General features: G+C 72.2%; 27 protein-coding genes and 1 riboswitch. Of the genes, 15 read left to right on the plus strand and 12 right to left on the minus strand.

The features are described from left to right. Positions 1 to 31: 31 nt before the first annotated feature. Both FR742_RS04385 and FR742_RS04390 read left to right on the plus strand, forming a co-directional pair. Positions 32 to 862 (plus strand): IclR family transcriptional regulator, encoded by an 831-nt coding sequence (locus FR742_RS04385; protein ID WP_148029721.1) that lies wholly within the window; start codon positions 32 to 34, stop codon positions 860 to 862. Positions 863 to 943: 81 nt separating this feature from the next. Further along, entirely contained in the window at positions 944 to 1,489 is a 546-nt protein-coding gene (locus FR742_RS04390) for a 2,4'-dihydroxyacetophenone dioxygenase family protein (protein ID WP_148029722.1), read from the plus strand. Positions 1,490 to 1,545: 56 nt separating this feature from the next. On the opposite strand, the gene FR742_RS04395 is transcribed toward FR742_RS04390, so the two are convergent. Continuing rightward, positions 1,546 to 1,965, minus strand: a complete 420-nt coding sequence (locus tag FR742_RS04395; RefSeq protein WP_148029723.1) for a peptidase inhibitor family I36 protein — start codon at positions 1,963 to 1,965, stop codon at positions 1,546 to 1,548. Between the two features lie 287 nt (positions 1,966 to 2,252). Here FR742_RS04395 and FR742_RS44285 point away from each other — a divergent pair, with 287 nt between their 5' ends. Beyond that, positions 2,253 to 2,405 carry a cellulose binding domain-containing protein gene (locus FR742_RS44285; protein ID WP_187280985.1) on the plus strand — a complete coding sequence of 51 codons (153 nt, stop codon included), beginning with the start codon at positions 2,253 to 2,255 and terminating at the stop codon, positions 2,403 to 2,405. 28 nt (positions 2,406 to 2,433) lie between these two features. On the opposite strand, the gene FR742_RS04405 is transcribed toward FR742_RS44285, so the two are convergent. The 4 genes from FR742_RS04405 to FR742_RS44295 all read right to left on the minus strand — a co-directional run bounded on the left by FR742_RS04405 (position 2,434) and on the right by FR742_RS44295 (position 4,721). After that, complete coding sequence (locus FR742_RS04405) at positions 2,434 to 3,033, minus strand: NAD(P)-dependent oxidoreductase (protein WP_187280986.1); 600 nt, start codon at positions 3,031 to 3,033, stop codon at positions 2,434 to 2,436. Between the two features lie 65 nt (positions 3,034 to 3,098). Beyond that, entirely contained in the window at positions 3,099 to 4,265 is a 1,167-nt protein-coding gene (locus FR742_RS04410) for a DUF5685 family protein (RefSeq protein WP_187280987.1), read from the minus strand. Positions 4,266 to 4,339: 74 nt separating this feature from the next. Continuing rightward, entirely contained in the window at positions 4,340 to 4,516 is a 177-nt protein-coding gene (locus FR742_RS44290; RefSeq protein WP_187280988.1) for a hypothetical protein, read from the minus strand. 13 nt (positions 4,517 to 4,529) lie between these two features. After that, entirely contained in the window at positions 4,530 to 4,721 is a 192-nt protein-coding gene (locus tag FR742_RS44295; RefSeq protein WP_187280989.1) for a hypothetical protein, read from the minus strand. 369 nt (positions 4,722 to 5,090) lie between these two features. Here FR742_RS44295 and FR742_RS04415 point away from each other — a divergent pair, with 369 nt between their 5' ends. After that, positions 5,091 to 5,888: a hypothetical protein gene (locus FR742_RS04415; protein ID WP_148029726.1), complete on the plus strand. Its 798-nt coding sequence runs from the start codon at positions 5,091 to 5,093 to the stop codon at positions 5,886 to 5,888. Positions 5,889 to 5,942: 54 nt separating this feature from the next. Beyond that, a complete protein-coding gene (locus tag FR742_RS04420) occupies positions 5,943 to 6,917 on the plus strand; it encodes a GlxA family transcriptional regulator (RefSeq protein ID WP_148029727.1) in 975 nt (324 codons plus the stop codon). A 12-nt stretch (positions 6,918 to 6,929) separates the two neighbouring features. On the opposite strand, the gene FR742_RS04425 is transcribed toward FR742_RS04420, so the two are convergent. The 3 genes from FR742_RS04425 to FR742_RS04435 all read right to left on the minus strand — a co-directional run bounded on the left by FR742_RS04425 (position 6,930) and on the right by FR742_RS04435 (position 10,525). Next, the gene (locus FR742_RS04425) at positions 6,930 to 7,829 is read right to left on the minus strand and encodes a CHRD domain-containing protein (protein ID WP_148029728.1); all 900 of its coding nucleotides are present in this window, start codon (positions 7,827 to 7,829) and stop codon (positions 6,930 to 6,932) included. 132 nt (positions 7,830 to 7,961) lie between these two features. After that, the gene (locus FR742_RS04430; protein ID WP_187280990.1) at positions 7,962 to 9,713 is read right to left on the minus strand and encodes an exo-alpha-sialidase; all 1,752 of its coding nucleotides are present in this window, start codon (positions 9,711 to 9,713) and stop codon (positions 7,962 to 7,964) included. 89 nt (positions 9,714 to 9,802) lie between these two features. Then, a complete protein-coding gene (locus tag FR742_RS04435) occupies positions 9,803 to 10,525 on the minus strand; it encodes a FadR/GntR family transcriptional regulator (protein WP_261808354.1) in 723 nt (240 codons plus the stop codon). A 136-nt stretch (positions 10,526 to 10,661) separates the two neighbouring features. Here FR742_RS04435 and FR742_RS04440 point away from each other — a divergent pair, with 136 nt between their 5' ends. From FR742_RS04440 to FR742_RS44300, 9 genes are all read left to right on the plus strand, one after another. Beyond that, positions 10,662 to 12,251, plus strand: a complete 1,590-nt coding sequence (locus FR742_RS04440; protein ID WP_148029731.1) for an ABC transporter substrate-binding protein — start codon at positions 10,662 to 10,664, stop codon at positions 12,249 to 12,251. Between the two features lie 21 nt (positions 12,252 to 12,272). Next, on the plus strand, positions 12,273 to 13,223 hold the full coding sequence (locus FR742_RS04445) for an ABC transporter permease (protein WP_148029732.1): 951 nt from the start codon (positions 12,273 to 12,275) through the stop codon (positions 13,221 to 13,223). Position 13,224: 1 nt separating this feature from the next. After that, positions 13,225 to 15,165 (plus strand): dipeptide/oligopeptide/nickel ABC transporter permease/ATP-binding protein, encoded by a 1,941-nt coding sequence (locus FR742_RS04450; protein ID WP_148029733.1) that lies wholly within the window; start codon positions 13,225 to 13,227, stop codon positions 15,163 to 15,165. Further along, positions 15,162 to 16,142: an ABC transporter ATP-binding protein gene (locus FR742_RS04455; protein ID WP_148029734.1), complete on the plus strand. Its 981-nt coding sequence runs from the start codon at positions 15,162 to 15,164 to the stop codon at positions 16,140 to 16,142. Before FR742_RS04450 ends, FR742_RS04455 begins: the two co-directional genes overlap by 4 nt. Next, positions 16,139 to 17,068 carry a dihydrodipicolinate synthase family protein gene (locus FR742_RS04460; RefSeq protein WP_148029735.1) on the plus strand — a complete coding sequence of 310 codons (930 nt, stop codon included), beginning with the start codon at positions 16,139 to 16,141 and terminating at the stop codon, positions 17,066 to 17,068. The genes FR742_RS04455 and FR742_RS04460 overlap by 4 nt, the downstream gene beginning before the upstream one ends. Further along, entirely contained in the window at positions 17,065 to 18,069 is a 1,005-nt protein-coding gene (locus FR742_RS04465; RefSeq protein WP_148029736.1) for an ROK family protein, read from the plus strand. Before FR742_RS04460 ends, FR742_RS04465 begins: the two co-directional genes overlap by 4 nt. A 232-nt stretch (positions 18,070 to 18,301) precedes the next feature. Then, positions 18,302 to 19,000 carry an N-acetylmannosamine-6-phosphate 2-epimerase gene (locus FR742_RS04470; protein ID WP_148029737.1) on the plus strand — a complete coding sequence of 233 codons (699 nt, stop codon included), beginning with the start codon at positions 18,302 to 18,304 and terminating at the stop codon, positions 18,998 to 19,000. A 175-nt stretch (positions 19,001 to 19,175) separates the two neighbouring features. Beyond that, positions 19,176 to 19,880 carry a FadR/GntR family transcriptional regulator gene (locus tag FR742_RS04475; protein WP_261808355.1) on the plus strand — a complete coding sequence of 235 codons (705 nt, stop codon included), beginning with the start codon at positions 19,176 to 19,178 and terminating at the stop codon, positions 19,878 to 19,880. A gap of 132 nt (positions 19,881 to 20,012) precedes the next feature. Beyond that, the gene (locus FR742_RS44300) at positions 20,013 to 20,159 is read left to right on the plus strand and encodes a hypothetical protein (RefSeq protein ID WP_187280991.1); all 147 of its coding nucleotides are present in this window, start codon (positions 20,013 to 20,015) and stop codon (positions 20,157 to 20,159) included. 103 nt (positions 20,160 to 20,262) lie between these two features. On the opposite strand, the gene FR742_RS04480 is transcribed toward FR742_RS44300, so the two are convergent. The 4 genes from FR742_RS04480 to FR742_RS04495 all read right to left on the minus strand — a co-directional run bounded on the left by FR742_RS04480 (position 20,263) and on the right by FR742_RS04495 (position 24,704). After that, positions 20,263 to 21,294, minus strand: coding sequence for a hemolysin family protein (locus tag FR742_RS04480; protein ID WP_148029739.1), 1,032 nt, complete (start codon positions 21,292 to 21,294; stop codon positions 20,263 to 20,265). Next, positions 21,291 to 22,637 carry a hemolysin family protein gene (locus FR742_RS04485; protein WP_148029740.1) on the minus strand — a complete coding sequence of 449 codons (1,347 nt, stop codon included), beginning with the start codon at positions 22,635 to 22,637 and terminating at the stop codon, positions 21,291 to 21,293. Before FR742_RS04485 ends, FR742_RS04480 begins: the two co-directional genes overlap by 4 nt. Positions 22,638 to 22,865: 228 nt before the next feature. After that, positions 22,866 to 23,771: a D-alanyl-D-alanine carboxypeptidase family protein gene (locus FR742_RS04490; RefSeq protein ID WP_148029741.1), complete on the minus strand. Its 906-nt coding sequence runs from the start codon at positions 23,769 to 23,771 to the stop codon at positions 22,866 to 22,868. 11 nt (positions 23,772 to 23,782) lie between these two features. After that, positions 23,783 to 23,925, minus strand: a riboswitch (cyclic di-AMP (ydaO/yuaA leader). Positions 23,926 to 24,029: 104 nt separating this feature from the next. After that, entirely contained in the window at positions 24,030 to 24,704 is a 675-nt protein-coding gene (locus FR742_RS04495) for an SDR family NAD(P)-dependent oxidoreductase (RefSeq protein ID WP_148029742.1), read from the minus strand. 133 nt (positions 24,705 to 24,837) lie between these two features. On the opposite strand from FR742_RS04495, the gene FR742_RS04500 reads away from it, so the two are divergent. Beyond that, positions 24,838 to 25,614 carry an IclR family transcriptional regulator gene (locus FR742_RS04500; protein WP_148029743.1) on the plus strand — a complete coding sequence of 259 codons (777 nt, stop codon included), beginning with the start codon at positions 24,838 to 24,840 and terminating at the stop codon, positions 25,612 to 25,614. Positions 25,615 to 25,621 lie beyond the last annotated feature (7 nt).

A 25,621-nucleotide genomic window follows, 5' to 3' on the forward strand; every position in this document is an offset into this window, starting at 1 on the left:
TGTCACGCGACCACCAAGATAGGGTTGTTCCATGAGAGGACAGGCTTCGCCAGGCACCCCCTCCACCAGTGACGGGGAGCCGGTCGGCCTGCTCGACAAGGCGTCCGCCATCCTGGAGATCCTCGCCCAGCGCGAGTGGGTCAGCGCGGCGGAGCTCGCCGAGACCCTGGGGGAGCCGCGCAGCACCATCCACCGGCTGCTGCGCAACCTCGCCTCCCTCGGCTGGGTCGAGTCAGGCACCCGCGGTCAGTGGGGGATCGGCCTGCACCTGTTCCGTCTCGGCTCCGGCGCGGTCCGCCGGATGGACGTGCGCCGTGCGGCCCTGCCGCACATGCAGCACCTCCACGACGAGAGCGGCGAGACGGTCTTCCTGTGCATCCGGCGCGGTCTCGACGCCGTCTGCGTGGAGCGCCTCGACGGCCGCCGGGTGCAGAGCCTGGCCCTGCAGCTGGGCGGCTCCATGCCGCTCCACCTGGGCGCCGGGCCGATGGCGATCCTGGCGTTCTCTCCCGAGGACGTCTATCGGGAGTGGCTGCTCGACTTCGCGGAGAACGGCTCGAAGGACGGGCCCACCGCGGCCGAGATCAACGAAGAGGTCAAGGTCACGCGCCAGCGCGGCTACGCCGTCTCCGACCAGAACGTCACCCCGGGCATCGCCGCCGTCGGCGCCCCGGTGTTCAACTTCCGCAACGAGCTCGAGGGCGCCCTGTCCGTGAGCGGCCTGCGCGACGTCATACTCGACCCCGCCAACCGGCTGGCCGAGCTCACCGTCGAGGCCGCCGAGCGGGCGTCGCGAGACCTGGGCTGGGCCCGGCCCGCCGCCTGGTGGGGCAAGCCCCTGCCGTCCGACAACCACCGATAGCACGACCCTTCCGGCGCCGGCTCCCGTACGGGAGCACCGGCGGCGTTCCCGCCTGTGCCGATCGAGAAAGGACCGACCATCATGACGGACACTCCGGACGCCGGCAGGATCCGCGACGAAGCCGCGATCCCCTACCGCGGCCCCCTCCTGCCGAACACCGTGGACGACCTCGTCGAGCTCGGCGCGCTGGACGTCGAGTGCGACGAGCGCCTCTGGGTGCCGCAGGCGCCCGACGTGACCTTCAGGCCGCTCCTGCTCAGCGCGACCCAGGGCTACTTCGTCAACATCCTGCGGGTCAGGAGGTCCGGCATCCTGTCGCGCCACCGCCACGCCGGCCCCGTCCACGCGACGACGCTCCGGGGCCGCTGGCACTACCTGGAGCACGACTGGTGGGCCGAGGAGGGCAGCTACGCCTTCGAGCCGCCGGGCGACATCCACACCCTCGAAGTCCCCGAGGGCGTCGAGGAGATGCGGACCCTGTTCCACGTCACGGGCGCGTACATCTACGTCGACCCGGACGGCAACCCCACCGGCGTGGAGGACGTCTTCTCCAAGATCGAGAACGCCCGCCGCCACTACGCCGAGGTGGGGCTGGGCGCCGACTACGTCGACCGCTTCATCCGCTGAGCGACGCCCCCGGCCGTTCGTCGGCCGGGGGCGCGGCCGTCATCCCGAAGAGGCCGTCATCGCGAAGAGACGGCGGGGGAGTCCTCGCCGGGCGGCGTGCCGCACGACGGGCCGTTGGGGCCGCCGATGCGGACGGACTCGAAGAACTCGCGGTAGGTGGCGAAGAAGTTGCCCTTGGAGCCGGCGCGGGTCACGGCCGTGCAGCCGGTGTAGTTCGCCCCGGAGTAGAGGTGGACGAGGGAGCTCGTACGGTTCCAGTCGGAGTTGGCGCGGTTGGCCATGCCCAGCGCCGCGAGGTCGGGGGTGTCGGCGGTGATCTGGATGATGTCACCGGTGCCGTCGAGGCCGGAGAACATGCAGTAGTTCCCCGGCTGGCACCGGTCGTAGCCGTCGGCGGCCTGTGCGGGAAGGCTGGTGAGTGCGGCCATGGCGACGGCCGCGATCGGAACGGCCAGCAGGTGAAGCTTCTTGCCCATCGATCCTCCGTGGGTGAAACTTTCTTTCGGCAACGGCTTGACCATACATGGCGCGATCTTGTTAGGGAAGGGTGAAAGTTTCACTCCATCGGGCCTGGTGGTGCGCCCTGGCTGACCGCTCCCGCGCCCGCCGACGTCACCGCCTACCGCCTCGGGTCCGTGCTGTCGGGCGGCGTGTCCGCGCCGTCGCCCAACACCCCGGCTGCCTGGGCGGACATGTACGACAGGTTCCAGAACGCGGCGCTGGCCACCCCGCTCGGCATCCCATCCTGTCCGGGGTCGACGCGGTGCACGGGCACAACAACGGCCGCACCGCCACCGCCCGCCCCGCCGGGCACAACGCCACTGTCGCGCCGGGCGGCGAGACGTCCTTCGGCTTCCAGGCCACCCGCCCCGGCGGCGACCCATCCCTGCCGGCGGGCTACACGTGCACCCCATGACGACGGTGGGGGGCTTCGCGGGTCCGGTTCAGGCCCGGGCGCCGCACACGCCCGGCGTCCTGCCGATCATGGCGTCGTCCTCGGCCGCGTCCAGGAGCGCCGTCGCGTAGTCGGCGCGGGGCAGCGTGGCCTCGCCGCCAGTGGCGTTGGCCTCGAAGTCGACGTGCAGCCGGCCGTTGGCGGGTTTGCCGGTCAGCATGGTGGCGCGGACGATCGTCCAGTCGAGGCCGGAGACCTCCAGCATGCCCTCGGCCCGCGCCAGGTCCACGTAGGCCGATCGGAAGAACAGCCAGGCCAGGCCGACGGCGAGGCGGGGACGGGTGGCGGGGATGGAGCGGCTGCTGGTCATCACCACCCTGCGCACGCCGGTCTCGCGCATCGCGGCGATCAGCGTCCTCGCGATGCCGCTCGTGCCCACCGCCGAGATGACGGCGTCCTGGCCCGCCACGGCCTCGCGCACGGTGGGCAGGTCGGTCGCGTCCCCGGTCACGACGGCGCGCAGGCCCTCGCGCCCTTTCAGGAGCTCCGGTTTCCGGGTGAACGCCGTCACCTCGTGGCCGCGCGCGACACCCTGCTCCAGGACGTGCGCACCGGTACGGCCCGTCGCCCCGATCACTAACAGTCTCATACTGCCTCCTTCTATATTGCAAGATGCAATAGGGCAGCATGCAGTGTCAAGTTCCCTACGGGGGATCAGCAGTCGCAGGAGCACCCGTCTCCGCCGCAGCAGTTGCAGCAGTTGCAGCAGTTGCAACATTCGCCGCAGTTGCCGCAGGCGTCCCAGCCCGAGCAGTCGAAGCGCTGGCAGCAGGAGCTCTCGTGGTCCTCGTCCCACGCGGGCCGGTACAGCCCGCACGTGCAGCAGGTCAGCGCGGCACACAACGAGGACAGCAACCCTCCCGGATCCCGCTTCGGCGGACGCTTGCCCGGCGGCGCCCCGGGATCACCGGGCGGCGTCTCAGGCGCCCGCCCGGACCAGCGCCCGGCACGGTGGGGCTGTGCTTCACTGCCCTCCGCGATGGCGAAGGCCCGGGAGACGGCTCGGCCGGTCTCCCGTACCAGGAGGGCGCGTGCCAGGGAGGGGTGCGGCAGGTCCAGCTCGGTGACCGCCGCGCGGAGGTCGGCGCGGGCGGCGTCGCAGTGGCGGCGTGCCTCGCGCAGGCCGGTGCCGGTGGCGGCGAGCGGGTTGTACGCGCCGGACGCTTTGTCGTCGGCCAGGTCCTCCACCGCGTCGATCAGGTGGGCCAGCCTGCCGAACCCGCGCCCGGCCGCCTCCAGGGCCGCCCGGTTGTGCGGCTTCCCCGTGAGCACCGCCGTGTGCCCGAAGGCGGCGGCCACGGCGTCCTCGGTGGGCCCGGTCAGCTCACGCAGGGCGCGGGCGGGCGCGCGTTCCAGGAGGGCCTGGCGGCCGGCCGCCGCCGTCAGCGGGGCGGGGTCGAACCCGAGCGTGCCCGCCATGGCCGTGCCCGCCGAGGACCAGCGGCTCGCCAGCCGGGTGGCTCCGGCGGCCACCGGACGGCGGGCGTACACGCCGTCCCCGTCCGCCACGTGGTCGCGTACCTTGCCCGCCGCCAGCAGCAGCGACACCGAGGCCGCCAGCCGCACCCCTTCGGCCTCCACCACGTCGGCGCCCTTGAAGCCGCGCAGCGCGCACGCGCCCGCCCGCCGGCGCGGCGCGGACGCGGGGGACTGGGCCTCGGTGAGGACGGACACGAGCAGGCCGTCGTAGTTGGTCACCAGGCGGGACAGGTGCCCGTGCTCGTCACGGAGCGCCAGGCAGAGCCCGCACAGATGGCCCATCCAGTCCGCGAAGAGTCCCTCGCACATGACGTGCCGGCATGGGCGGACAATGCCGAACATATATCCCCTTATGTGTCCATTGAGCGGCTAAACCGTAGCAGGACAGCTCCCGGGAAAGGCGGATCTCTCACGCGTCACGGGTCGAGCCTGTTCAGCAGTTTGGGCAGGGCCACCAGCGTCGCCCCGCCCGCCCCGCCGCCGCCGAGCAGGGCGGCCGGCCAGGGCACGCCGGTGGCCAGGAAGAGCGCGCAGGTGATCGCGGCGATCATGATCGTCACGGTGAGCGTGAGCAACTGGCAGGTGGTGAACATCGGTCCTCTTTCTTCAGGCGCGGTCGTCGGCCCAGAAGTCGATGAGCTCTTCGGGGGTCATCTCTTCCGGGCGCACGGCAGGAGGTGTGCGCCCGGTCGCGAGGACCCAGGTCGTCAGGAGGGTGACCAGCAGGTGCTCGTCCGCCGGGCAGGGAGCGTCGGCGCGGTACGTGATGCTTGAGGGGCGAGCCGTGAGAAGCGGCATGGGGGCGCTGGCCTCCCGGAGGGCGGCGGTGGACGCGACCCATGGTGCGGCTCCGGGAAAGGCGCCGGCCAGTGGTGCAAACATGCCCGGACAGAGCCGGACGAGATCGACAACGAAGCGTCCCCGGGGGCAAACTTCCGCGATCGTACGAGGTCGTCCGGCTTGTTCCTGACTTATCCGGAAATCAGCCACCTAAGACGATCCCATCGGCCGTCTGACCAGCGGTACCACACCTGGTACGGCTGCGCCGGAGATCAATGAAAGTGGCCGTTGATGCCGAAATAGATGGATATCGGAAAACCGTCCAAACTGCGAGATTTTTTCTGCAAATATGGCGACAACCTGATCCGTTCGACACTTTCAAGGACGATGACTGAAACGCATAAGGGCGAGCACCACGCCTTCATAGCCCAGCTCATAGAGCTGCGGGAAGCGGCCGGGCAGCCGAGCTATGGCCGGATGAACCGGCTGTCGCGCGCGCCGGGCATCCCCAAGGAACTGCCCACGAGCACGCTCAGCGACATACTCAACGGCAAGCGGGAACGCCTCCCTGACTGGGAGCTGGTCTCCTCCTTCGTCACGGTCTGTCATCGCCACGCCGAGCAGACCGGCCTGCCGGTGGCCCCCCTCGGCACCGTGCCGCAGTGGCAGGCCCGCTGGCTCGCCGCCAGGAAGGAACCCCGCGCGCAGGCCACCGGCGCGTACGAGCCCCGCACGCACACGACCGGCACGTACGACCTCTACCGGACGCCTGCGGAGGAGGCCGACCGGCGCACCTCCAGGATGGTCGCGTACCTGGTCCGCCGGGCGGCCGAGGGCGACTCCGAGCCCGCCTACCGCCTGGCGATCATCAAGGCGCTGCTGGGCGAGGTCGCGGAGTCCCGGCACTGGGCCTACGTCGCGGTGCAGCGGCGGCATCCCGGCGCCGAGGCCTTCGACCGTCACCGGCCGCCGATCGACCTGGCGGCGGATCTGGCCTTCGCCTACGGCCGGGCCTACGAGCAGGAGGGCCCGTCCAAGCTCGACATCGCCAGGGCCTACTACAGGCTCGCCGCCGGACACGGCCACCTTCGCGCCGCCGAACGCCTGCGCGCCATGCGCGCCGTCCCGTTCGGCAAGCTGCTTCCCGCGCCCCTGCCCACCGAGCACCGCCCCGGTCCGGGATGATCTGACCGCCGCCGGGGTCCTCCGCTCACAGCCCGCACGCCGTACAGTCTTCTCATGCACGAGCGTCGTGTCGTCGTCGTCGGCTATCCCGACGCGCAGCTGCTCGACATCGCCTGTGTGACCTCGACGCTGCAGAGCGCGAACTGGTACGGAGCCGCGCCCGCCTACCGGATGGTCATGGCCAGTCCCGGCGGCCATCCCGTCACCTGCGCCAGCGGCCTGACCCTGCAGGCCCACGAGGCGCTCGAACAGGTCAAGGGCCCGCTCGACACGCTCGTCGTCACCGGCGGCATCGGCTGCATGGCGGCGGCGGACAACCCGCGGATCCTCGCCCACGTACGCCGCCTGGCCAGGGAGAGCCGGCGGGTCGCGTCGGTCTGCACGGGGGCGGAGATCCTGGCGGCGGCGGGGCTGCTCGACGGGCGGCGCGTCACCACCCACTGGGAGTGGGCGCGGCATCTGGCCACGAAGTACCCGAAGGTCTCGGTCGATCCCGATCCGATCTTCGTCCGCGACGGCGAGATCGCCACCTCGGCCGGGGTCACCAGCGCCCTCGACCTCACCCTCGCCTTCGTCGAGGAGGACCACGGCCCGGAGGTGGCCCGGCGGGTCGCCCGCAACCTCGTCACCTACATGCAGCGGCCCGGCAACCAGGCGCAGATGAGCATGTTCACCGCCGCGCCCCCGCCCGGCAACGGCCTGGTCGAGCGCATCATGAGCCACATCGTCGCCAACCTGGACGGCGATCTGACCACGACCACGCTGGCCGCCGGCGCGGGCGTGAGCGAGCGTCACCTGACCCGGCTGTTCCTCAAGCACGCGGGCCTGACGCCCGGCAGGTTCATCAGGCAGGCCCGCACCGAAGCGGCCGCCCACCTGCTGGCGGCCACGTCCCTGCCGGTGGCCGTGGTGGCGGCGAGATGCGGGTTCGGCACCGCCGAGACCCTGCGCCAGGCGTTCGTCGACCGCTACGGCGTCCCGCCGTCGCACTACCGGATGACGCAGTCCTCGACCGCCGCGTCCGGCTGAGACCCTGACGGGTCACCAGTCGCCGCGGTAGAGCTGGCCGCGGACGGCGCCGCCGGGGAACTGCTTGTTGTGCAGGTTGACGTACCAGTTCTTCGGGTTGTTCCAGATGCGGCGGCCCGTCGCCGCGGGAGTGGGCACGCTGCCCGCGACGCCGTTGACGCCCGCCGGCAGGCCCTTCTCGGCGGCGAAGAAGGGCACCACCACGGGGCCGTTCCTGCCCTTCGGGGCGCGGTGGATGTGCGCGGCGACCGGTGCGCCGATCCGCTTCCACGCGGTGGCGAACCAGACGCGCTTCTCCTCCGGCTGCACCAGCCATCCGGCGCGCCCGTCGCGGTCGCCGGACTTCGTGCCGGGCGCCGGCACCTCCTGGCGGCCGTTCGCCTGGGTGGTGAGCGTCTTGCCGAACCCGTGCGAGAGCACCGACTCCAGCTCCACCGGATGGATCCGGTAGAGCTGAGCCCGTACGGCTCCGGCGGCGAACTGGGCGTTGTGCAGGTTGGCGTACCAGTTGCCGGGGTTGGTGATGATACGGCGCAGCAGCCCGAGATCCTTCACCCGGACGGTGCCCTTGACGGCGTGCAGCGTGGCGGGCAGCGCCTGGCCGAAGAACGGCACCGTGACCGGGCCGTTCTGTCCCTTCTGGCCCCGGTGGATGTGGAACCCGCTGGGCGCGGCCACGCCGTGCCATCTGATGGCGTAGTCGACGCGCTGACCATGGATCCTGAACACGGCGAGGGCGTTGCCGTCGGGATCGCCGGCCTTCCCTCCCTTGGCGGGCACCTCGTTGGCGCCTTTGAGCGCCGCCGCCAGGTAGACGGGAGTGGTGGCCTGAGCCGAGACCGGGCTGAGCGAGGTGGCGATCAGAGCAGTGGCGGCGGCCAGGCCGGGAGCCACGAGGGTGCGCTTGTGCATCTTGACCCTTTCGCTGTTCTCTGTGGCTTGGTACGGCCGGCCGCGCCGCCGAGTTCAATGGCCGGGGTGCGGATGCCGGTAGTCCAGGGACCCGCCGGCCGTTCGCAGGCCGGCGGGTCCGTGGTCGGCAGGTCAGGCGGCCCTCAGCCAGGCGGGGGTGAACCGGGCGAAGACGATGCCGCCGGTGTCGCCGATCTCGTAGAGGACGCCGACCTGGCCGTTGGCGAGCACGGCCATGGTCGAGTAGCCCGCCGCGCCGGGTTTGACCAGCGCCCTGGCGGGCCAGGTGGCCCCGTCGTCGGTGGAGAGCCGGACGGTGAGGTCGTTGCGCGCGGTCGGGTGGCCGTTGCCGCTGTACAGGACCGTGGCGGTGCGGATCGGCGCGCCGTTCGAGCCGCGCTGCCCGGGGGTGAGGTAGGACAGCTCGTCGGCGTTGCACAGCGGATCGGTCAGCACCGGGCTGGCGGCGGCGGCGCCGAAGGTCCGGCCGCCGTCGGCCGAGGTGGCCAGGAAGCGGGAGCGGACGCCGTTGTGCCGCATGTTCTGCGCCACGGCGCCGCCGCTGCGCTCCACGGCCTTGCTCTCGTTGACGTTGCCGCTCGCCGACGAGCCGCGCTGCCAGGTCCGGCCGTGGTCGTCGCTGTAGATGTTGGCGGCGTGGCTGGTCCCGGCGGCGTCGCGGTAGACGATCGGCTGGATCAGCCGGCCGGAGCTGGTCTGGATGCCGTGCCCGGACGACGCGAAGAGCTGCCGCCAGCCCGGGTCCTTCACCGACGGGTTGAGCTCGACCGGGGCGCTCCAGGTGACGCCGTGGTCGGTGCTCTTGACGTACTGGATGTGCAGGCTGTCGGGGTCGTTGGCGGCGTTGGAGCCGGACCCGCCCGACCAGAAGCTGATGCCCGGCCGCGGCGAGTAGGTGTAGAAGACGAAGACCTCTCCGGTCGAGCGGTCGACGAGCACGCTCGGGTCCCCGACGCCCTGGGACGTCGTGGCGGCGTGGTGGATGACGCGCGGCTGCTCCCAGGTGAGGCCGTGGTCGGTGCTGCGCATCAGCACGATCTGGATGTTGTTGGTGCCGCCGCCGAGGTCGTAGGAGCCGTCGACGCGCGCGTCGGCCACGGCGATGACGGTGCCGTTCCCGGTGACGGCCATGCCGGGGATCCGCACCGATCGGACGGTGCCGTCGTAGCGGCCATTGGGTCCGTTGAGCCCTCTGATGGTGGTGCTGGTGCGGAGCACAGCGGTCGAGTTCAGCTGGGGCGCGTCGGCGGCCAGGCCGCAGCGCGCGACGCCGGAACGCGTGTCGTCGAAGCCTTCCGCCGTGGTCCGCAGGGTGTACGGCGTGCCGGCCGGGACCGTCCAGTAGTGCAGGTAGTTACCGCCCGCGGCGACGGTGCGCGTCCAGGGCGAGCCGGTCCGGCCCGGCCAGGTGACCGTGAACGTCTTCGCCGCAGTGGTCCGGTTCTCCAGGATGAGCTGGAGGCGGCTCTCCGTACAGTCGAAGCCGACGAGCGCGGACATCCCGCCGCCGCAGTGGAACCTGCCGCTCTGCGTGGTGTCGAGGCCGGTCGGAGTCGTGGTGCGCAGGGTGTACGGGGTGCCGGGGTCGAGCGTCCAGTGGAGCAGCGCGCTGCCTCCGGCGGCCACCGTGCGGGTCCACGGCGATCCGGAGCGGCCGGGCCAGGTCACGGTGTACGTCTGGGTCTGGGCCGACTTGTTGTCCAGGGTGAGCTGGAGCCGGCTGAGCGGGCAGTCGGCCCCGACGGTCGCCGACACGCCGGGGACGGCCGCGAAGGCGGGGGCGGGGACGAGGACCGCCGCGGCGGCGACGGACAGGACGAGGGCTAAGACTCCGCGCAGGAGCCTTCTGGGCAGGGACGTCACGGATCGATCGCTCCTTCGGTTCGGGGGGTTGGAGCCGAGGAGCATCAGACATCAGACCTCCCGTACTGTAAGTGCGGGGTGGAGAGCCGTCAATGCCCGCGATTTTCCCTCAGGTGCCGCCGCACCGGCGCGTAGTGGGCGGCGATCGCCTCCGCGAACCCCTGGAGGTCCTCGGCGGAGGCCGCCCGCACGATCGCGCGGTGCGCCGCGACGGTCTCGCGCACCGACTCGGGGGTGGTGGGCATCGTGGGCGCGACGATCGCGTGCACGTCCCAGAAGGCGGCGGTGAGCTGGGTGACCAGCTCGTTGCCCAGAGGTTTCATGAGGAGCAGGTGGAACTCGCGGTCCTGCTCGATGAACGTCTCGCCCGCCCGCGCCCGCTCGTCCATCTCGTCGGTGAGCCTCTCCAGCTCGCCGCGCAGATCCGCCCCCAGGGCGGGGATGATCGCGGAGGCGAGCCCCTGCTCCAGGGTCTGGCGCACCTGGACCAGCTCGGAGAGCACCTGGTAGTCGTCGGACCGGCTGAGCAGGCCCCGGAAGCTCAGGCTCTCGACCAGGGCGGCGAGTGACAGCTTGCCGACGTAGGTGCCGTATCCGTGGCGCACCTCGACGATGTCGAGGGCGGTGAGGGTCTTGATCGCCTCCCGCACGCTGGAGCGGCTCGCGCCGATGGCCGCGCACAGCTCCGCCTCGGTGGGGAGCGCGTCGCCGGGCCGCAGGCGGTGGTGCAGGATGTACTGCTTGATGCGCTCGGCCACCTCTCGCTGTCGCAGCTGCGTACCGCGGGACGGTCGCGAGATGGGCTCGATCACGGCCAACATCTTGCCCTTTCGTCCAAAGGTCGTCTACATTCCCCGCATCGGCATCAGACATCAGACGTCATGTGTCCTGTGCCGGACCCGTGACGATACCCCCCAAAACGGTCACCATTAAAGGAGAGGGGTAGCCATGCCCGATCCCGCCCCGTCCGTCAACCGCCGCGGCTTCCTGCGGCTCGTAGGGGCCATGAGCGCCGCCACCGCTTTCACCGGCTCGCTCGCCGCGTGCTCGGGCCCCGCCTCCACCGGCAGCGCGGCGCCCGCCGCCGCCGCCGACAGCATCGAGGCCGGCATCTCGTACGCCCTGTCGACCGGCTTCGACCCGATGACCTCGTCCGGCGCCACGCCCGTCGCGGCCAACATGCACACCCTGGAGGCGCTGTTCGACCTCGACCCGGTGACCCGCGAGCCGTACGCCGCGCTCGCCGCCGGAGAGCTGGAGAAGGTCGACGACACCACGTACAAGGTCGCCCTGCGCCAGGGCGCCACCTTCCACGACGGCTCCCCGGTGACGGCCGGAGATGTCGCCTTCAGCTTCGAGCGCGTCATGGACCCCGCCAACGCCTCGCTCATGGTGCAGTTCATCCCGTTCGTGGAGAGCGTCACCGCGGTCGGCGACACGGCGGCGGAGATCAAGCTCAAGCACGCCTTCCCCCTGCTCAAGGAGCGGCTCGCGGTCGTCAAGATCGTGCCGAGGGCGATCGTGGAGAAGGACAAGGCCGCCTTCGACGCCAAGCCCGTGGGCTCGGGCCCGTACCGCCTGATCGAGGCGACCAAGGAAGACAAGATCGTCTTCGAGCGGTGGGACGAGTACAACGGCCCGCGCCCCGCGAAGGTCAAGAACATGACGTGGCGGCTGCTGTCCGACCCGTCCGCCCGCGTGACCGCGCTGGAGTCCGGCCGCGTCGCGGCGATCGAGGACGTGCCGTACCTCGACGCCGAGAAGGTCGGCCAGAAGCACAAGCTGGAGGCGGTGCAGTCCTTCGGCCTGCTCTTCCTCATGTTCAACTGCGCCGAGAAGCCCTTCGACGACAAGCGGGTGCGCCAGGCGCTGCACTGGGCGATCGACAAGGACAAGGTCATCCGGACGGGCATGCTGGGCAACGCCGCCGCGGCGACCGGTTACGTCCAGGAGTCGCACCCGGCGTACGCCGAGGCGGCCACCGTCTACGGCTACGACCCGGACAAGGCCAAGGAGCTGCTCAAGGCGGCCGGGGTCGAGAACCTCCAGGTCACCATGGTCACCACCGACACCGGCTGGGTGAAGGACGTCGTCCCGATCATCAAGGAGTCCTGGGACGCCGTCGGCGTGACCACCACGCTCGACATCGGCCAGTCGGGCGGGCAGTACACCAACAAGATCGACCCCGGCGCGTTCCAGGTCCTGGTGGCGCCGGGCGACCCCTCGGTCTTCGGCAACGACATGGACCTGCTGCTGCGCTGGTTCTACGACGGCATCTGGCCGGAGAACCGCTACCGCTGGAGCGAGACCGCCGAGGCGAAGAAGATGCTGGAGCTGCTCGACGCCGCGGTGCGGACCGACGACGCCGCCGAGCAGAAGAAGCTGTGGGGCCAGGCCGTCGACCTCGTCGCCGAGGAGGTGCCGCTCTACCCGATCCTGCACCGCAAGCTGCCCACCGCCTGGGACGAGAAGGCGCTCACCGGCTTCCAGCCCATCCCGACCACGGGCCTGTCCTTCCTCGACGTCGCCCGCGTCTGACCGCCCCGACGAGAAAGCGCCATGTTCGCACTCCTACGGCTGACCGTGAGACGGCTGGTGATCCTGCCGCCCATGCTGCTGGGCGTCACGCTGCTGGTCTTCGTGGTCCTCCAGTTCTCGCCCAACGATCCCGCGTACAACGCACTCGGCGACGGCGCGAGCCCGGAGGCGCGCGCCGCCTACAGGGCGGAGCACGGGCTGGACGACCCCCTCCCGCTGCGTTACGTCCGGTTCCTGGGGCAGCTGGCGCAGGGCGACCTGGGCTACACCGCCCCGCCGGCGACCCCGGTGATCGACCGGGTCGTCACGGCCTTCCCGCTCACGATCCAGCTCACCGTGCTGGGCCTGGTGCTCGCCGTGGCCGGCGCCCTGGCCTTCGGGGTCACCGGCGCGCTCCACCGCGACCGGTGGCCCGACCAGGTGACCCGCGTGCTGTCCATCGCGGGGGTGGCGATGCCCTCCTTCTGGCTGGGCATCCTGCTCATCCAGGAGTTCGCGCTCGGCGTTCCGATCTTCCCGACCGGCGGTTACGTCAACCCCGCCGACTCCGTCACCGGCTGGCTCCTGTCGCTGGCCCTGCCCTCGATCGCGATCGCCGTCCCGGCCGCGGCCTCGCTGTCGCGCCTGGTGCGCACCTCGATGGTGGAGGAACTGGACAAGGACTACGTCCGCACCGCCACCGGCAACGGCCTGCCCCGCGCGATCGTCGTACGCGGCGCGCTGCGCAACGCGCTCATCACCCCGCTCACCGTGCTCGGCCTGCGGGTCGGCTACCTGCTGAGCGGCGCCGTGGTCATCGAGACGATCTTCGACCTGCCCGGCATGGGCAAGCTCATCCTCGAAGGCGTCACGAACGGCGACGTGGCCCTGGTGCAGGGCGCGGTGCTGACGATCGCGGTGGCGTTCCTCCTCGTGAACCTCGTCGTCGATCTGCTCTACCTGCTCGTCAACCCGCGGATCAGGGCGGTGTGAGATGCTCAGATCAGGCCTGACCGCCCGGCTCTCCGACCCCGGCATCCGCTTCGCGCGTCTCTCCCCGGTCGCCGTCGTCTCCCTCGCCGTGCTCGTGGCGATCGCGCTCTTCGCCGTGCTGGCGCCGCTCTTCGCCGGAGATCCGCTCGCGACCGGCACGCCCGCCGTCCCGCCCGGCGCCGACCACTGGCTCGGCACCGACAGGGCCGGGCGTGACGTCTTCGCCAGGATCGCGCACGGCGCGCAGTCCTCCCTCCTCATCGGCCTGGGCGCCACCGCGCTCGCCGTCGCCGCCGGCGCGGTGCTGGGCAGCCTCGCGGCCACCTCGCGCAAGGCCGTCAGCGAGGGCATCATGCGCGTCCTCGACGTGGTCATGGCCTTCCCCGGCATCGCGCTCGCCGCGGTGCTGGTGGCGGTCTTCGGCCGCCACCTCCCGGTCCTGATCGGCACGATCGCCTTCCTGTACGTGCCGCAGCTGACGCGGGTGGTGCGGGCCAACGTCCTGGCGCAGTACGGCGAGGACTACGTCGCCGCCGAGAAGGTCATCGGCGCCACCAGGCCGCACATCCTGGTCAGGCACGTCGCCGTCAACTGCGCCGCGCCCATCATGGTGTTCGCCACCGTGCTGGTGGCCGACGCGATCATCTTCGAGGCCAGCCTGTCGTTCATCGGCGCGGGCATCCAGGACCCGGCGCCGAGCTGGGGCAACGTGCTGGCCTACGGCAGGCAGCTCGTCCTGGCCGGCGGCTGGTGGGCCACGTTCTTCCCCGGCCTGGCGATCCTGGTCACGGTGCTCGCGCTCAACCTGCTCGCCGAAGGGCTCACCGACGCGTGGGCCGCGCCCCGCTCCGCCCGGCGCGCCGCCGCACCGGCCGACGACGTCTCCTCGGCGGCCGTACCCGCCGAGGAGAGCACCGAGACCGGGGACGCGCTCGCCAGGCTCGCCGTCGTGGCGGACGAGCGCCCGCCACGCGTCCCGCCGCTGCCGCCCGGGGCCGCGCCGCTGCTGTCGGTCGAGGACCTGACCATCCGCTTCCCGCAGCGATACGGGGACGTCCCGGTCGTCCAGTCGCTCTCCTTCGACGTACGGGTGGGCGAGACGCTCGGGCTGGTGGGCGAGTCCGGCTGCGGCAAGAGCCTGACCAGCCTGGCCATCATGGGTCTGCTGCCCCGCGCCGCGCAGGTGAGCGGCCGGATCGTCTACGACGGCCGCGACATCCTGCACCTGCCGCCAGGCGAACGGCGGGCCATCTCCGGCCCCGAGATCGCCATGGTCTACCAGGACGCCATGTCGTCGCTGAACCCGTCGGTCCTCGTGGGCACCCAGCTGCGCCAGCTCACCAAGAGGGGCGGCACCCGTACGCCGGAGCAGCTCCTCGAACTCGTGGGCCTGGACCCGGCGCGCACCCGGCGCAGCTACCCGCACGAGCTGTCCGGCGGCCAGCGCCAGCGCGTGCTGATCGCGATGGCCCTGTCCCGCGGCCCGCGGCTGCTGGTCGCCGACGAGCCCACCACGGCGCTCGACGTGACCGTGCAGGCGCAAGTGGTGGAGCTGCTGGTCGAGCTGCGGGACGAGCTCGGCTTCGCGATGCTGCTCGTCTCGCACGACCTCGGCCTGGTCGGTCAGCTCGTGCACCGGATCGCCGTGATGTACGCCGGCCAGCTCGCCGAGATCGGCACGACCGGCTCGCTCCTGTCCGGCGCCGAGCACCGCTACGCCCGGGGCCTGCTCGGCTCGGTGCTCTCCCTGGAGAGCGGGGCCAAACGGCTGCACCAGGTGCCCGGCGTGGTGCCCGCGCCCCGCGACTTCGGGCCCGGCTGCCGCTTCGCGGGCCGGTGCGCGGCCGCGGACGCGACCTGCCGCACCGCTCCGCCGCCGCTGGCCGGCGACCCGCACGACCACGCGCGGGCCTGCTTCCATCCCGGAGGGGGACAACGGTGAACGAACCAGTCGTCAGCCTCGAACACGTGCACGTGGTGCACACCGCGCGCAGCGGCGGCCTGGTGCGCCGCGACAAGGTGCACGCACTCACCGACGCCACCGTCTCCGTCGGCCGGGGCGAGATCCTCGGCGTGGTCGGCGAGTCGGGATGCGGCAAGTCCACTCTCGCCAAGGTGGTGGTCGGCCTCCAGGCGCCCACCTCGGGCACGGTGCGCTTCCGCGGCGAGGACCTGTGGACGCTGCCGGTACGGCGCCGCCGGCGGGACTTCGGGGCCGCCGTGGCCATGGTGTTCCAGGACGCCTCCACCGCGCTGAACCCCCGCCTGTCCGTGCGCCGCATCCTGCGCGACCCCCTCGACGTGCACCGGCGCGGCACGCCGAAGCAGCGCGAGGAACGCGTGCGCGACCTGCTCGACCTCGTCGGGCTGCCCGGCCACGTCGCCGAGGCGCTGCCCGGCCAGCTCTCCGGCGGCCAGCGCCAGCGGGTCGCCGTGGCGCGCGCCCTGACCCTCGAACCCGACGTGATCGTCGCCGACGAGCCCACCAGCGCGCTGGACGTCTCCGTCCGCGCCCAGGTGCTCAACCTCCTCCTCGACCTGCGCACGAGCCTGGGGCTCGGCCTGGTGTTCATCTCCCACGACATCCAGACGGTCCGCTACCTCGCCGACCGGATCGCGGTCATGTACCTCGGCCGCGTGGTCGAGGAGGGGCCGGTCGCCGACGTGGCCGGCCGGGCGCGCCACCCGTACACGCGGGCCCTGTTCTCGGCCACGCCCAGCCTGCTCGACGACACCGAACGGATCGTGCTCACCGGCCCGGTCCCGTCCGCCACCCACCCGCCGTCCGGTTGCCCGTTCCGCACCCGTTGCTGGAAGGCCACCGAGGCGTGCGCGCAGGAGTTCCCGCCCGCCACTCAGGCGGAGGCGCACTTCTGGCACTGCGTCCACCCCGAATCGCCCGTAAGGAGCCTTCTTTGAGCCCCCGCAAGCCCCGCTTCAGCGGCGTCATCCCGCCGGTCGTCACCCCTCTGACGCCGGACGGCGAGATCGACGCCGCGTCACTGGAGCGGCTGGTCGAGTTCCTGATCGAGGCGGGCGTCAGCGGCCTGTTCGCCCTCGGCAGCTCCGGCGAGGCGGTCTTCCTCACCGACGCCCGCCGGGACAAGGCGCTGGAGGTCGTGGTGCGGGCGGCCGCCGGCCGGGTGCCCGTGCTCGCCGGCTGCATCGAGACGACGACCGGCCGCGTGATCGAGCGGGCGGAGATCGCCAGGAAGCTCGGCGCGGACGCCGTCGTGGTGACCGCGCCGTTCTACGCCCGCATCCATCCCGTCGAGGTCGACCGGCACTTCCGCGCCGTCAGGGCCGCCGTTGACCTGCCGCTCCTGGCCTACGACGTGCCGGTGTCGGTGCACACCAAGCTCACCGCCGACCTGGTGCTCTCCCTGGCCGCGGACGGCGTCGTCGACGGGCTCAAGGACTCCAGCGGCGACGACGTGGGGTTCCGCCAGGTGGTCCTGCGGGCCGCCGGGCTCGCCGGGTTCTCGGCGCTGACCGGGCACGAGGTCGTGGTCGACGCGATGATGCTCGCCGGGGCCGACGGCGCCGTGCCCGGCCTGGCCAACGTCGACCCGCACGGTTACGTACGGCTGCTGCGGGCCTGCGCCGACGGGCGCTGGGCCGACGCCAAGGCCGAACAGGACCGTCTGACCCGGCTGTTCCGCATCGTCGAGGCGGCCTCCCCTGCCACCGCCGGCGGCAGCACGCGGGGCGTCGGGGCGTTCAAGACCGCGCTGGCCCTGCGCGGGGTCATCGGGCACGCGGCCGTCGCCGCGCCGATGCGCGAGCTGACCGCCGACGAGGGCCGCGCCGTCGCCGCCCATCTGGAGGAGGCCGGGCTGCTGTGAGCCTCGTCGTCGGCGTGGACATCGGCGGCACGAAGATCGCCGCCGGCCTGGTCGACCACTCCGGCACCCTCCTGGCCACGGCCACGCGCCCCACCCCCGCCACCGAAGGCCCCGACGCCATCCTCGCCACCGCCACCGCCCTCATCCACACCCTCACCGAGAGCCGGGGGGTTGTGATCGCGGCCGGTAGTGCGGAGGTCGGGCGTGACCTCCGCGATGGGACCGGGGAGTCGGCTGGTGTCGGGGGTCTCGGTGGCCGGGGGGTTGTGACCGCGGTCGGTGTCGGTAGTGCTGGGGTGGTCGATCCGGGGCGTGGTGTGGTGGTCTCGGCGACCGGGGCACTGGCTGGATGGGCGGGGACCGATCTGCGTGGCGAGCTGTCGCGCAGGCTCGGGGTGCCGGTGGTGGTCGGCAACGACGTGCACGCGCACGCGCTCGGCGAGCAGTGGCGCGGTGCCGCCGCCGGCCGGGAGGACGTCCTGCTGGTCGCGGTCGGCACCGGCGTCGGTGCCTCGGCCATGCTCGGTGGGCGGGTCCGGCACGGGGCGCACGCTGTGGCCGGTCACGCGGGCCATGTGCCGGTGGCGGCGGCGGCCGGGAGGCCGTGCCCGTGCGGCGGGCAGGGGCATGTGGAGGCGGTCGCGTCCGGCCCCGCCCTGTTTGGTGAGTACCGTCGCCGGGGCGGTACGGACGCCGCGGACCTCGCCGGGGTGGCTCGGTTGGCTGCGGCCGGAGATCCGCTCGCCGCGGACGTCCTGGCCGAGGGCGGGGCCGCGCTCGGCTCGCTCATCGGCGGGCTGATGAACGTCATCGACCCCGAGATCGTGGTCATCGGGGGAGGCGTCGCCGGATGCGGCGAACCGTGGTGGCGACCGCTACGCGCCGCCATCGCCGCCGAGGTACTGCCCGCACTGCGAGACGTCCCGGTCGAACCCGCCGCCCTCGCCGGCGCCGCCGCCCTGCTCGGCGCCGCCCGCATGGCCCTGGAAGCGTCCCCATGACCGACACCATTTTCCGCCCCGCCTCGCGTGGCCCGTTTCGCGCGGGCCCGTTTCGCGCGGGCCCGTTTCGCGCCGGGCCGCTTCGCGTCGGGCCGTTTCGCGTGGGTCGTTTCGCGTGGGCCCGCCTCGCGCTGGCCCGCTGGGCGGTTGGAACCGTACTGGACGCGCGAGTGATCGGCCCGCTTCGCGCGAGCACCATCGAGGATTCGCGCGAGCACCATCGAGGAGGATCATGACGTCGGCCGCTGAGCACCCCGCGCTGGCCGCCATTCGGGGCCGTCTGGTGGTGTCGTGTCAGGCGTACCCCGGGGAGCCGATGCGTGACCCGGACACGATGTGCCGGGTGGCGCGGGCGGTGGCCGCCGGCGGGGCGGCGGGGATCCGGGCGCAGGGGCTGGAGGACCTGCGGCGGATCCGCGCGGCGCTGGACCTGCCGCTCATCGGCCTGTGGAAGGACGGCGACGGCGACGTCTTCATCACGCCGACCCTCGACCACGCCCTCGCCGTCGCCGCGACCGGCGCGGACATCGTGGCCGTGGACGGCACCCGCAGACCGCGCCCCGACGGCCGCACGCTCGCCGAAACCGTCAAGGCCGTGCACGACCGTACCGGCCGGCTGGTGATGGCGGACGTCTCCACGTACGAGGAAGGGATCGCCGCCGCCGAGGCAGGCGCGGACGTGGTCGGGACGACCCTGTCCGGGTACACGGCGTACTCCCGCCCAGGACCCGGCCCCGACCTCGAACTGGTCGCCGGGCTCGCCCGCGACCTGCCCGTCCCGGTGATCGCCGAGGGGCGCGTCCACACGGCGGAGCAGGCCGCCGCGGCGGTCGAGGCGGGCGCGTACGCCGTGGTCGTCGGCACCGCCATCACCCACCCGACGACCATCACCCGCTGGTTCGCCGACAGGGTGACGAGGCCGGGGGCGTGACAGCCCAGGTTCCGGCAGAATCGTCCGCGGGCACCCGGTGAAGCCGGGAAGCATACGACGTCTGACGTCCTATGCTTAGGGTGCACGCCAGAGACCGGCATCGCGGGAAAGGCAGAAGATGGCGCTGGACTTCCCTGGACCCGCCACGGGGCGGCATCCGTTGCGGCGGCAGGAGGTGACGGAGCAGATCAAGGCGTTCATCCTGCGGAACCATCTGAAGCCCGGCGATCCGCTGCCCACCGAGTCCGTGCTCTGCGAGAGCTTGGGGGCGAGCCGCTCCAGCGTGCGTGAGGCGATCAAGACGCTGAGCGCCCTCGACATCGTGGAGGTGCGGCACGGCCACGGCATGTACGTCGGCCGCCTGTCCCTGGTGGCCCTGGTGGAGAGCCTCGCCTTCCGCGTCCAGCTGAGCAGCCGCGACGACTTCACCGTGCTCGGCGAGGTGATCGGCGTCCGTCAGCTGCTCGAACAGGGCCTGGCGGCCTCCCTTGTGGCGGCTCTGGAGGAGCCCCACTTCGACGCCCTGGCCGCGCTGGTGTCCGAGATGCGGGAGCTGGCCGACAAGGGGGAGACGTTCGTCGAGCAGGACCGCGCCTTCCACCTGCTGCTCATGGAGCCGCTGAAGATCGACCTCGTCCAGCAGCTCACCGGGGCGTTCTGGGACGTCCACAGCATGGTCGCCCCGTTGCTGGCCCCGTCCACCGCCGACGGACGGGAGACGGCCGACGCGCATGCGGAGATCGTGGCGGCCGCCCGGCGGCGCGACGTGGCCGCCTTCCAGGCGGCGATCGAGGCCCACTACGGGCCCGTGCGCAAACAGCTCGCCACCCACCTGCGGGATTCCGGGAACGGCGTGGACGGACGGCCCGGAGGCCGATGAGCCCGCCGCCGCCGATGCTCACGCCCGGCGAGCGGAGTCTCGCCGTCAGACGTACGAGGATCAGCAGGTAGATCAGGGTTCCCAGGGCGATCAGCGCACCGCTGACGAGCACCGGCCAGGGTGCGCCCAGGCGTGCAGGGAACGTCCACGGCGTCGCCGAGCACGACCGCCATCGCGATGATCGCCCACGGGAGCAGGGCCGGTGAGCTGCCGACTGCCAGGCCCGCACAGGTCAGGGTGAGCGCGACGGGCGCCGTGGTCCGCAGCCACGCCGTCTGACGTGCCCGTACGTCGGCGCGCTCGGTGCCCGGGTGCATCACCGTGAGCCAGAGCGCCATTCCTCCCGTCATGCCTCGGAATGACGGGATCGCCACGTGACTCGTCAGCGCGCCGTCGGCTCCCCGTTCCCTGGCACCAGCAGGGTGGTCAGCAGGTCGTCGAGGCTGACGATGCCGATCGTGGCGTCGTCGTCGCGGACGAGCGCGAGCTGGCTGTGGCCGGCCCGGAGCGCCGACACCGCGTCCGACACCGAGGCGCCCGCGTGCAGGGCCGGGACGCGGTAGGCGAGCTGCTCGGCGGTGACGTCGCGGGAGCGGCGGCGCGCCAGGTAGGCGTCGCGGATGTGGACGACGCCCAGCGGCGCCGCGGCGGGGCCGACGATCAGGCGCGAGCGTCCGGCGTTCAGGCAGGCGTCGACCACGTCCTGGGCCGAGGCGGCGGCGGGCACGCCGACGATCCGGTCGATCGGGGTGATCAGCCCGGCGATGCCGGTGTTCGGGGCGTGCAGGGCCTGGGTGAGCACGGCGTGGTCGTCGGCCTCGATGAGCCCGAGCCTGCGCGACTCCTCCACCAGGTGCTGGAGCTGCTCGGGGGTGCGCGGGTTGGCGTCACCCTCCCGGGGCCGGACCTTGAACAGGCGGAGCAGCGCGTCGCTGACGGCGTTCAGCACGCTGATCACGGGACGGACGACCAGCGTGAAGCCGCGGAACGGCAGCGCCAGGACGGTGGCCGAGCGCTCCGGATGGGCGATCGCCCAGGACTTGGGCGCCATCTCGCCGAGAACCATGTGCAGGAAGGTCACGATGGCCAGCGCGATGACGAAGGCGACCGCGTGCGCGGCGGCCTCGGGCAGCCCGGCGGCGTGGAACAGCGGGGTGAGCGTGCCGGCGATGAGCGGCTCGGAGACCACGCCGAGGCCGAGCGAGCAGAGCGTGATGCCGAGCTGGGCGCCGGCCAGCATGAGCGACAGCTCCTTGATCCCCGCCAGCGCCGCCGCGGCGGACCGGCTGCCCTGCGCGGCGGCCTTCTCCAGGCGGTGGCGCTTGGCGGCGACCAGGGCGAACTCGGCGGCGACGAAGAAGCCGTTGCCGGCCAGCAGGAACAGGGTGAGGGCCAGGCCCAGGGACAGGTTCACGACTGCTGCTCGCCTTCGTGCCGGTACGGGGTGAGGCGGACGCGCTCGGGGACGTGGCGGTTCAGGGTCAGCACCTCGATGCGGGCGTGGGTGGGCGCGCCGGGGTCGAGGGTGGCGGGCAGGTCCGCGGTGATCACGTCGCCGGGCACGGCGAAGCGGCCCAGCCGGTGCAGGATGAGCCCGGCCAGCGTGTCGTAGTCGTCCTCGTCCGGCAGGCTCAGGTCCGTGGCCAGGGCGATCTCGTCTATCCGCAGGCCCGCGTCCAGCTCCCAGCCGTCGCCGCGGCGCACCGCGGCGGGCGTGTCGGCGTCGTTCTCGTCGGCGATCTCCCCGACCAGCTCTTCGGCGACGTCCTCCCAGGTGACCAGGCCGGCCAGGCCGCCGTGCTCGTCGACCACGCAGGCCACCTCCTCGCCGCGCGCGTGGAGCTGGCCGGCCAGGTCCGGCAGCGGCTGCGAGAAGGGCACGACGAGCACCTCGCGGGCCAGGTCGCCGACCCGGGTGGTGGCCGCCGCGCCGGTCGGCACGGCGGCGACGTCCCGCAGGCTGACCAGCCCGGCGACGTCGTCCAGCGTGGCGCCGAGCACCGGATAGTGCGTGTGGCCGTGGGCGGCGATGAGCTCGTCCAGCTCGGCGACGGTCGCCGACGCGGCGACGGCCACCACGTCGGCCCTGGGCACCATGACCTCTTCGGCGGTGTGGTCGGAGAAGGCGAGCGCCCGCTCCAGCACGTCGGCCTGGCTGCCGGGCAGGTGGCCGTGCGCCTCGGACTCGCCGATGATGTGGCCGAGCTCCTCCAGGGTGGCGCCGTGGTGCAGCTCCTCGACCGGCTCGATCCCGACCGCGCGCAGCAGCCTGTTGGCGGTGGCGTCGAACAGCTTGATGATCGGCCCGGCCACGGCCAGGTAGATCAGGGTCGACGAGGCCAGCGCGCGGGCCAGCGGCTCCGGCCTGGCCAGCGCCAGGTTCTTCGGGGCGAGCTCGCCGATCACCATCTGGATGATCGTGGCGAGCGCGAACCCGATCGCCAGCGCCACCGCGTCCACCAGCCCCGCGGGCATGCCGAGCGCGGTCAGCGCGGGTGAGATCAGCTCGGCCAGCGCCGGGCGGGCGATGAAGCCGACCACGAGCGCGGTGACGGTGATGCCGAGCTGCGCGCCGGACAGCATGAACGACAGCCGCTCCAGCACCTTGACGGCCTTGGCCGCCTTCTTGTCGCCCGCGGCCGCCTGCTGCGTCAGCGCGAGCCGGTCGGCGGTGACGTAGGCGAACTCCTGGGCGACGAAGTAGCCGGTGGCCAGGGTGAGGACGAAGATGGCCACCAGGCCCAGCGCGACGCTCATCGCGCGCACCCCCGTCCCGGCACCGCGCCTCGGCGCTCAATCGTGTTCAGGTCAGCCGGCACCGGCTCCACCATCTCTTTCCTTTCGAAGCCGGGGCCTGGACCTGCGACCGGCGAGTAGGCGCGTGCCGGACAAACCGTCCGCACGCGCCGTTTTCGACGCTAGCCGATCGTGCGGCCCCGGCTGCCACCAGGCCACATCTTCCCAGGCAACAAGCAGGAAAGGGACCTATCGGTGGCCCGCGTGCCCCCAGTCCAGCAGAGCCTGCGCGGTCTGGAAGCGGCGGCCGGAGTCGGTCTCGCCGAGGATCACGCCGACCAGGCGGTTGCCGTCGCGCTCGCCGGCGAAGGCGAGCGTGTAGCCCGCGTCCCTGGTGTAGCCGGTCTTCACGCCGAGGGCGCCCGGCGCGGCGAGGAGGCGGTTGGTGTTCTTCCACGCGTACGAGCCGTGCTCGGACGTCGACTCCACGGCGTGGTACCGGGTCGAGGTGATCTTCTTGAGGGTCGGGTCATCCAGCGTCGCCTTGGCGAGCGTCGCTTGGTCGCGGGCGGTGGAGTGGCCGCCGCCCCGGTAGGGCATGCCGTCGGCGTTCACGTACACGGTGTCGGTCATGCCGAGCTTGCGGGCGGTGTCGTTCATCTCGGCGACGAACCCGGGCACGCCGGGGCCGTAGGCACGGGCGAGCGCGTGCGCGGCGTCGGCGCCGGACGGGAGCATCAGCCCGTACAGCAGGTTCTCGACGGTGAGGGTGTCGCCGGCGCGCAGGTGGGCCACCGAAGCGCCGCCCTGGCTGCCGTACTCGACGTCCTCGGCGGTGATCGTGACCTTGTCCGTCGGCTTGGCCTGCTTGAGCACGGTGTAGGCGGTCATCGCCTTGGTGAGGCTGGCGACCGGCCTGCGCAGGTCGGCCTCCTTGCTGAAGTGCACCTCGCCGCTCTTCGCGTCCATCAGGTACGCGGCGCTGCCGGCCACGGAGGGGGCGTTGGCGAGGGGCCGCTCGACGGCCGCGGCCGGAGTGGCGGCCTGGGCGGCGCCGGCGGCGGTGGTCATGGCGCCCGTGGCTACGGCGAGGCCGAGCAGGGCACTGCTGATCCGATGGCTGATCCGATGGCTGATCCGATGGGTGAGACGCATGAAGGGATTGCTCCTAGCTTCCATGCCGCCTACCGGGTTAGCTGACGGGTTCGGGCGTGGAAGTGCCCTACGGCGCGAGATCGGGCGCCGATTCACCCCGGAATGAGAGTGGGTCCCCGGCTCCGCCGGATGGCGGATTAGGCGGCCGCGCGAAGGCGCGGTCCGGGCAGAACACAGCGGTCGCATGGCGGACCCCGCTGCTGCAAGCCTCAAACGTAGCAAAAAGGAATAAAACGGTCAAATGTTCGCCTATGAAGCTCAGTACGTGGCGCGTCCCCCGCTGATGTCGTACACGGCGCCGGTGGAGAAGCTGACCTTGTCGGAGGCCAGCCAGGCGATCAGTTCGGCGACCTCCTCGGGGCGGCCGACGCGGCGCATCGGGATGAGCCCGGTGATGTGCGCCAGCGCCTCCGGGCCGGTGTCGGCGTTCATCGGGGTCTCGATGACGGCCGGGGCGATCACGTTGGCCAGCACGCCGCTGGTGGCGAGTTCCTTGCCGAGCGACTTGGTCAGCGCGATGACGGCGGCCTTCGAGGCGGAGTACGGCGCCATGTTGGGGTTGCCGTCCTTGCCGGCCATGCTGGCGATGTTGACGACGCGGCCCCACCCGCGCTCGCGCATGCCGGGCACGAAGGCGCGGCAGGTGTGGAAGGTGCCGTCGACGTTGACCTCGAAGGTGCGCCGCCAGCCGTCGAGCGGGAGCTGCCAGAGCGGGGCGTTGGGGCCGACGATCCCGGCGGAGTTGACCAGGATGTCGACCGGGCCGATCTCGTCGGCGGCGGCCTGGACGGCGGCGGCGTCGGTGACGTCCACGACCAGGTCCGCGCCGTCGGCGATGTCGAGGGTGACGACCCGGACGCCGTCGGCTTCCAGGCGGACGGCGGCGGCTCTGCCCAGGCCGCTGACCCCGCCGGTGATGAGAGCGGTGCGCATGTCTCTTTCCAATAGTTGGAATCGATAACACATGAGTGGAACTGTCTGTGAGGCTAACCGGCTCCCGCCACCCGGGGAAGCCTTCTCCGCGAGCAACTTCCGTTTCCTGGAACGACGGTCTAACGTACGGAATATGCCCGAATGGACGGAGGAGCAGCGGCTCGTAGGCTCCGATCGCGTGCTGGCGGTGCTCGCGGAGCTGGCCCGTCACCCCGACGGGGTGGGGCTGGAGGAGATGGCGCGGGCGGTGGACAGCTCGAAGCCGACGGTGCATCGGGCGCTGGCCTCGCTGCGCCGGGCCGGGTTCGCCAGCCGGCACGGACACGGCCGCTACGTGCTCGGCGACGAGTTCCTGCGCATGGCCTTCGCCCACCACGAGGCCCGCCCCGACCACGTCCGCGTGACCCCGATCCTTGAGGCGCTGTGCGACCGGTACGGCGAGACGGTGCACTACGCGGTGCTCGACGGCCCCTGGGTCGTCTACCGCTCCAAGCTCGACCCGCCGTCCGGGGCGGTCCGGCTGAGCTCCGTCGTGGGCGGCCGCAATCCGGCCCACTGCACCGGCGTGGGAAAGATGCTGCTGGCCGCCGCCCTGCCCGACGAGGACGCGGTGCGCGCCTGGGTGGGCGACCGGACGCTGGAGCGGCCCACCGGCCGCTCCATCGGCACGGCCGGGGAGCTGCACGCCGAGCTGGTACGGGTCCGCAGACAGGGCTATGCCGTCGACGACCAGGAGAACGAGCCGGGCGTCAACTGTCTCGCGGTCCCGGCCTACCTGACCTCGCCCACCGTGCCCAGCGGCGCGATCAGCATCAGCGGCCTCGCCTACCGCACCCCCGTGCGGGCGCTCGTGGACGACCTGCCCGCCATCCTCGCCATCGTCTCCGGCGATCGGCCCCCTTCCAGCTAACGGAGAA

Source organism: Nonomuraea sp. C10 (genome assembly GCF_008017515.1).
GTDB lineage: Bacteria > Actinomycetota > Actinomycetes > Streptosporangiales > Streptosporangiaceae > Nonomuraea > Nonomuraea ferruginea.

Bases quoted from the DNA above. Each gene is read 5' to 3' on its own strand.
- FR742_RS04385 (WP_148029721.1), top strand. From the start codon at position 32: ATGAGAGGACAGGCTTCGCCAGGCACCCCCTCCACCAGTGACGGGGAG.
- FR742_RS04390 (WP_148029722.1), top strand. From the start codon at position 944: ATGACGGACACTCCGGACGCCGGCAGGATCCGCGACGAAGCCGCGATC.
- FR742_RS04395 (WP_148029723.1), bottom strand. From the start codon at position 1,965: ATGGGCAAGAAGCTTCACCTGCTGGCCGTTCCGATCGCGGCCGTCGCC.
- FR742_RS04405 (WP_187280986.1), bottom strand. From the start codon at position 3,033: ATGAGACTGTTAGTGATCGGGGCGACGGGCCGTACCGGTGCGCACGTC.
- FR742_RS04410 (WP_187280987.1), bottom strand. From the start codon at position 4,265: ATGTTCGGCATTGTCCGCCCATGCCGGCACGTCATGTGCGAGGGACTC.
- FR742_RS44290 (WP_187280988.1), bottom strand. From the start codon at position 4,516: ATGTTCACCACCTGCCAGTTGCTCACGCTCACCGTGACGATCATGATC.
- FR742_RS44295 (WP_187280989.1), bottom strand. From the start codon at position 4,721: ATGCCGCTTCTCACGGCTCGCCCCTCAAGCATCACGTACCGCGCCGAC.
- FR742_RS04415 (WP_148029726.1), top strand. From the start codon at position 5,091: ATGACTGAAACGCATAAGGGCGAGCACCACGCCTTCATAGCCCAGCTC.
- FR742_RS04420 (WP_148029727.1), top strand. From the start codon at position 5,943: ATGCACGAGCGTCGTGTCGTCGTCGTCGGCTATCCCGACGCGCAGCTG.
- FR742_RS04425 (WP_148029728.1), bottom strand. From the start codon at position 7,829: ATGCACAAGCGCACCCTCGTGGCTCCCGGCCTGGCCGCCGCCACTGCT.
- FR742_RS04440 (WP_148029731.1), top strand. From the start codon at position 10,662: ATGCCCGATCCCGCCCCGTCCGTCAACCGCCGCGGCTTCCTGCGGCTC.
- FR742_RS04445 (WP_148029732.1), top strand. From the start codon at position 12,273: ATGTTCGCACTCCTACGGCTGACCGTGAGACGGCTGGTGATCCTGCCG.
- FR742_RS04450 (WP_148029733.1), top strand. From the start codon at position 13,225: ATGCTCAGATCAGGCCTGACCGCCCGGCTCTCCGACCCCGGCATCCGC.
- FR742_RS04470 (WP_148029737.1), top strand. From the start codon at position 18,302: ATGACGTCGGCCGCTGAGCACCCCGCGCTGGCCGCCATTCGGGGCCGT.
- FR742_RS04485 (WP_148029740.1), bottom strand. From the start codon at position 22,637: ATGAGCGTCGCGCTGGGCCTGGTGGCCATCTTCGTCCTCACCCTGGCC.
- FR742_RS04490 (WP_148029741.1), bottom strand. From the start codon at position 23,771: ATGCGTCTCACCCATCGGATCAGCCATCGGATCAGCCATCGGATCAGC.
- FR742_RS04495 (WP_148029742.1), bottom strand. From the start codon at position 24,704: ATGCGCACCGCTCTCATCACCGGCGGGGTCAGCGGCCTGGGCAGAGCC.
- FR742_RS04500 (WP_148029743.1), top strand. From the start codon at position 24,838: ATGCCCGAATGGACGGAGGAGCAGCGGCTCGTAGGCTCCGATCGCGTG.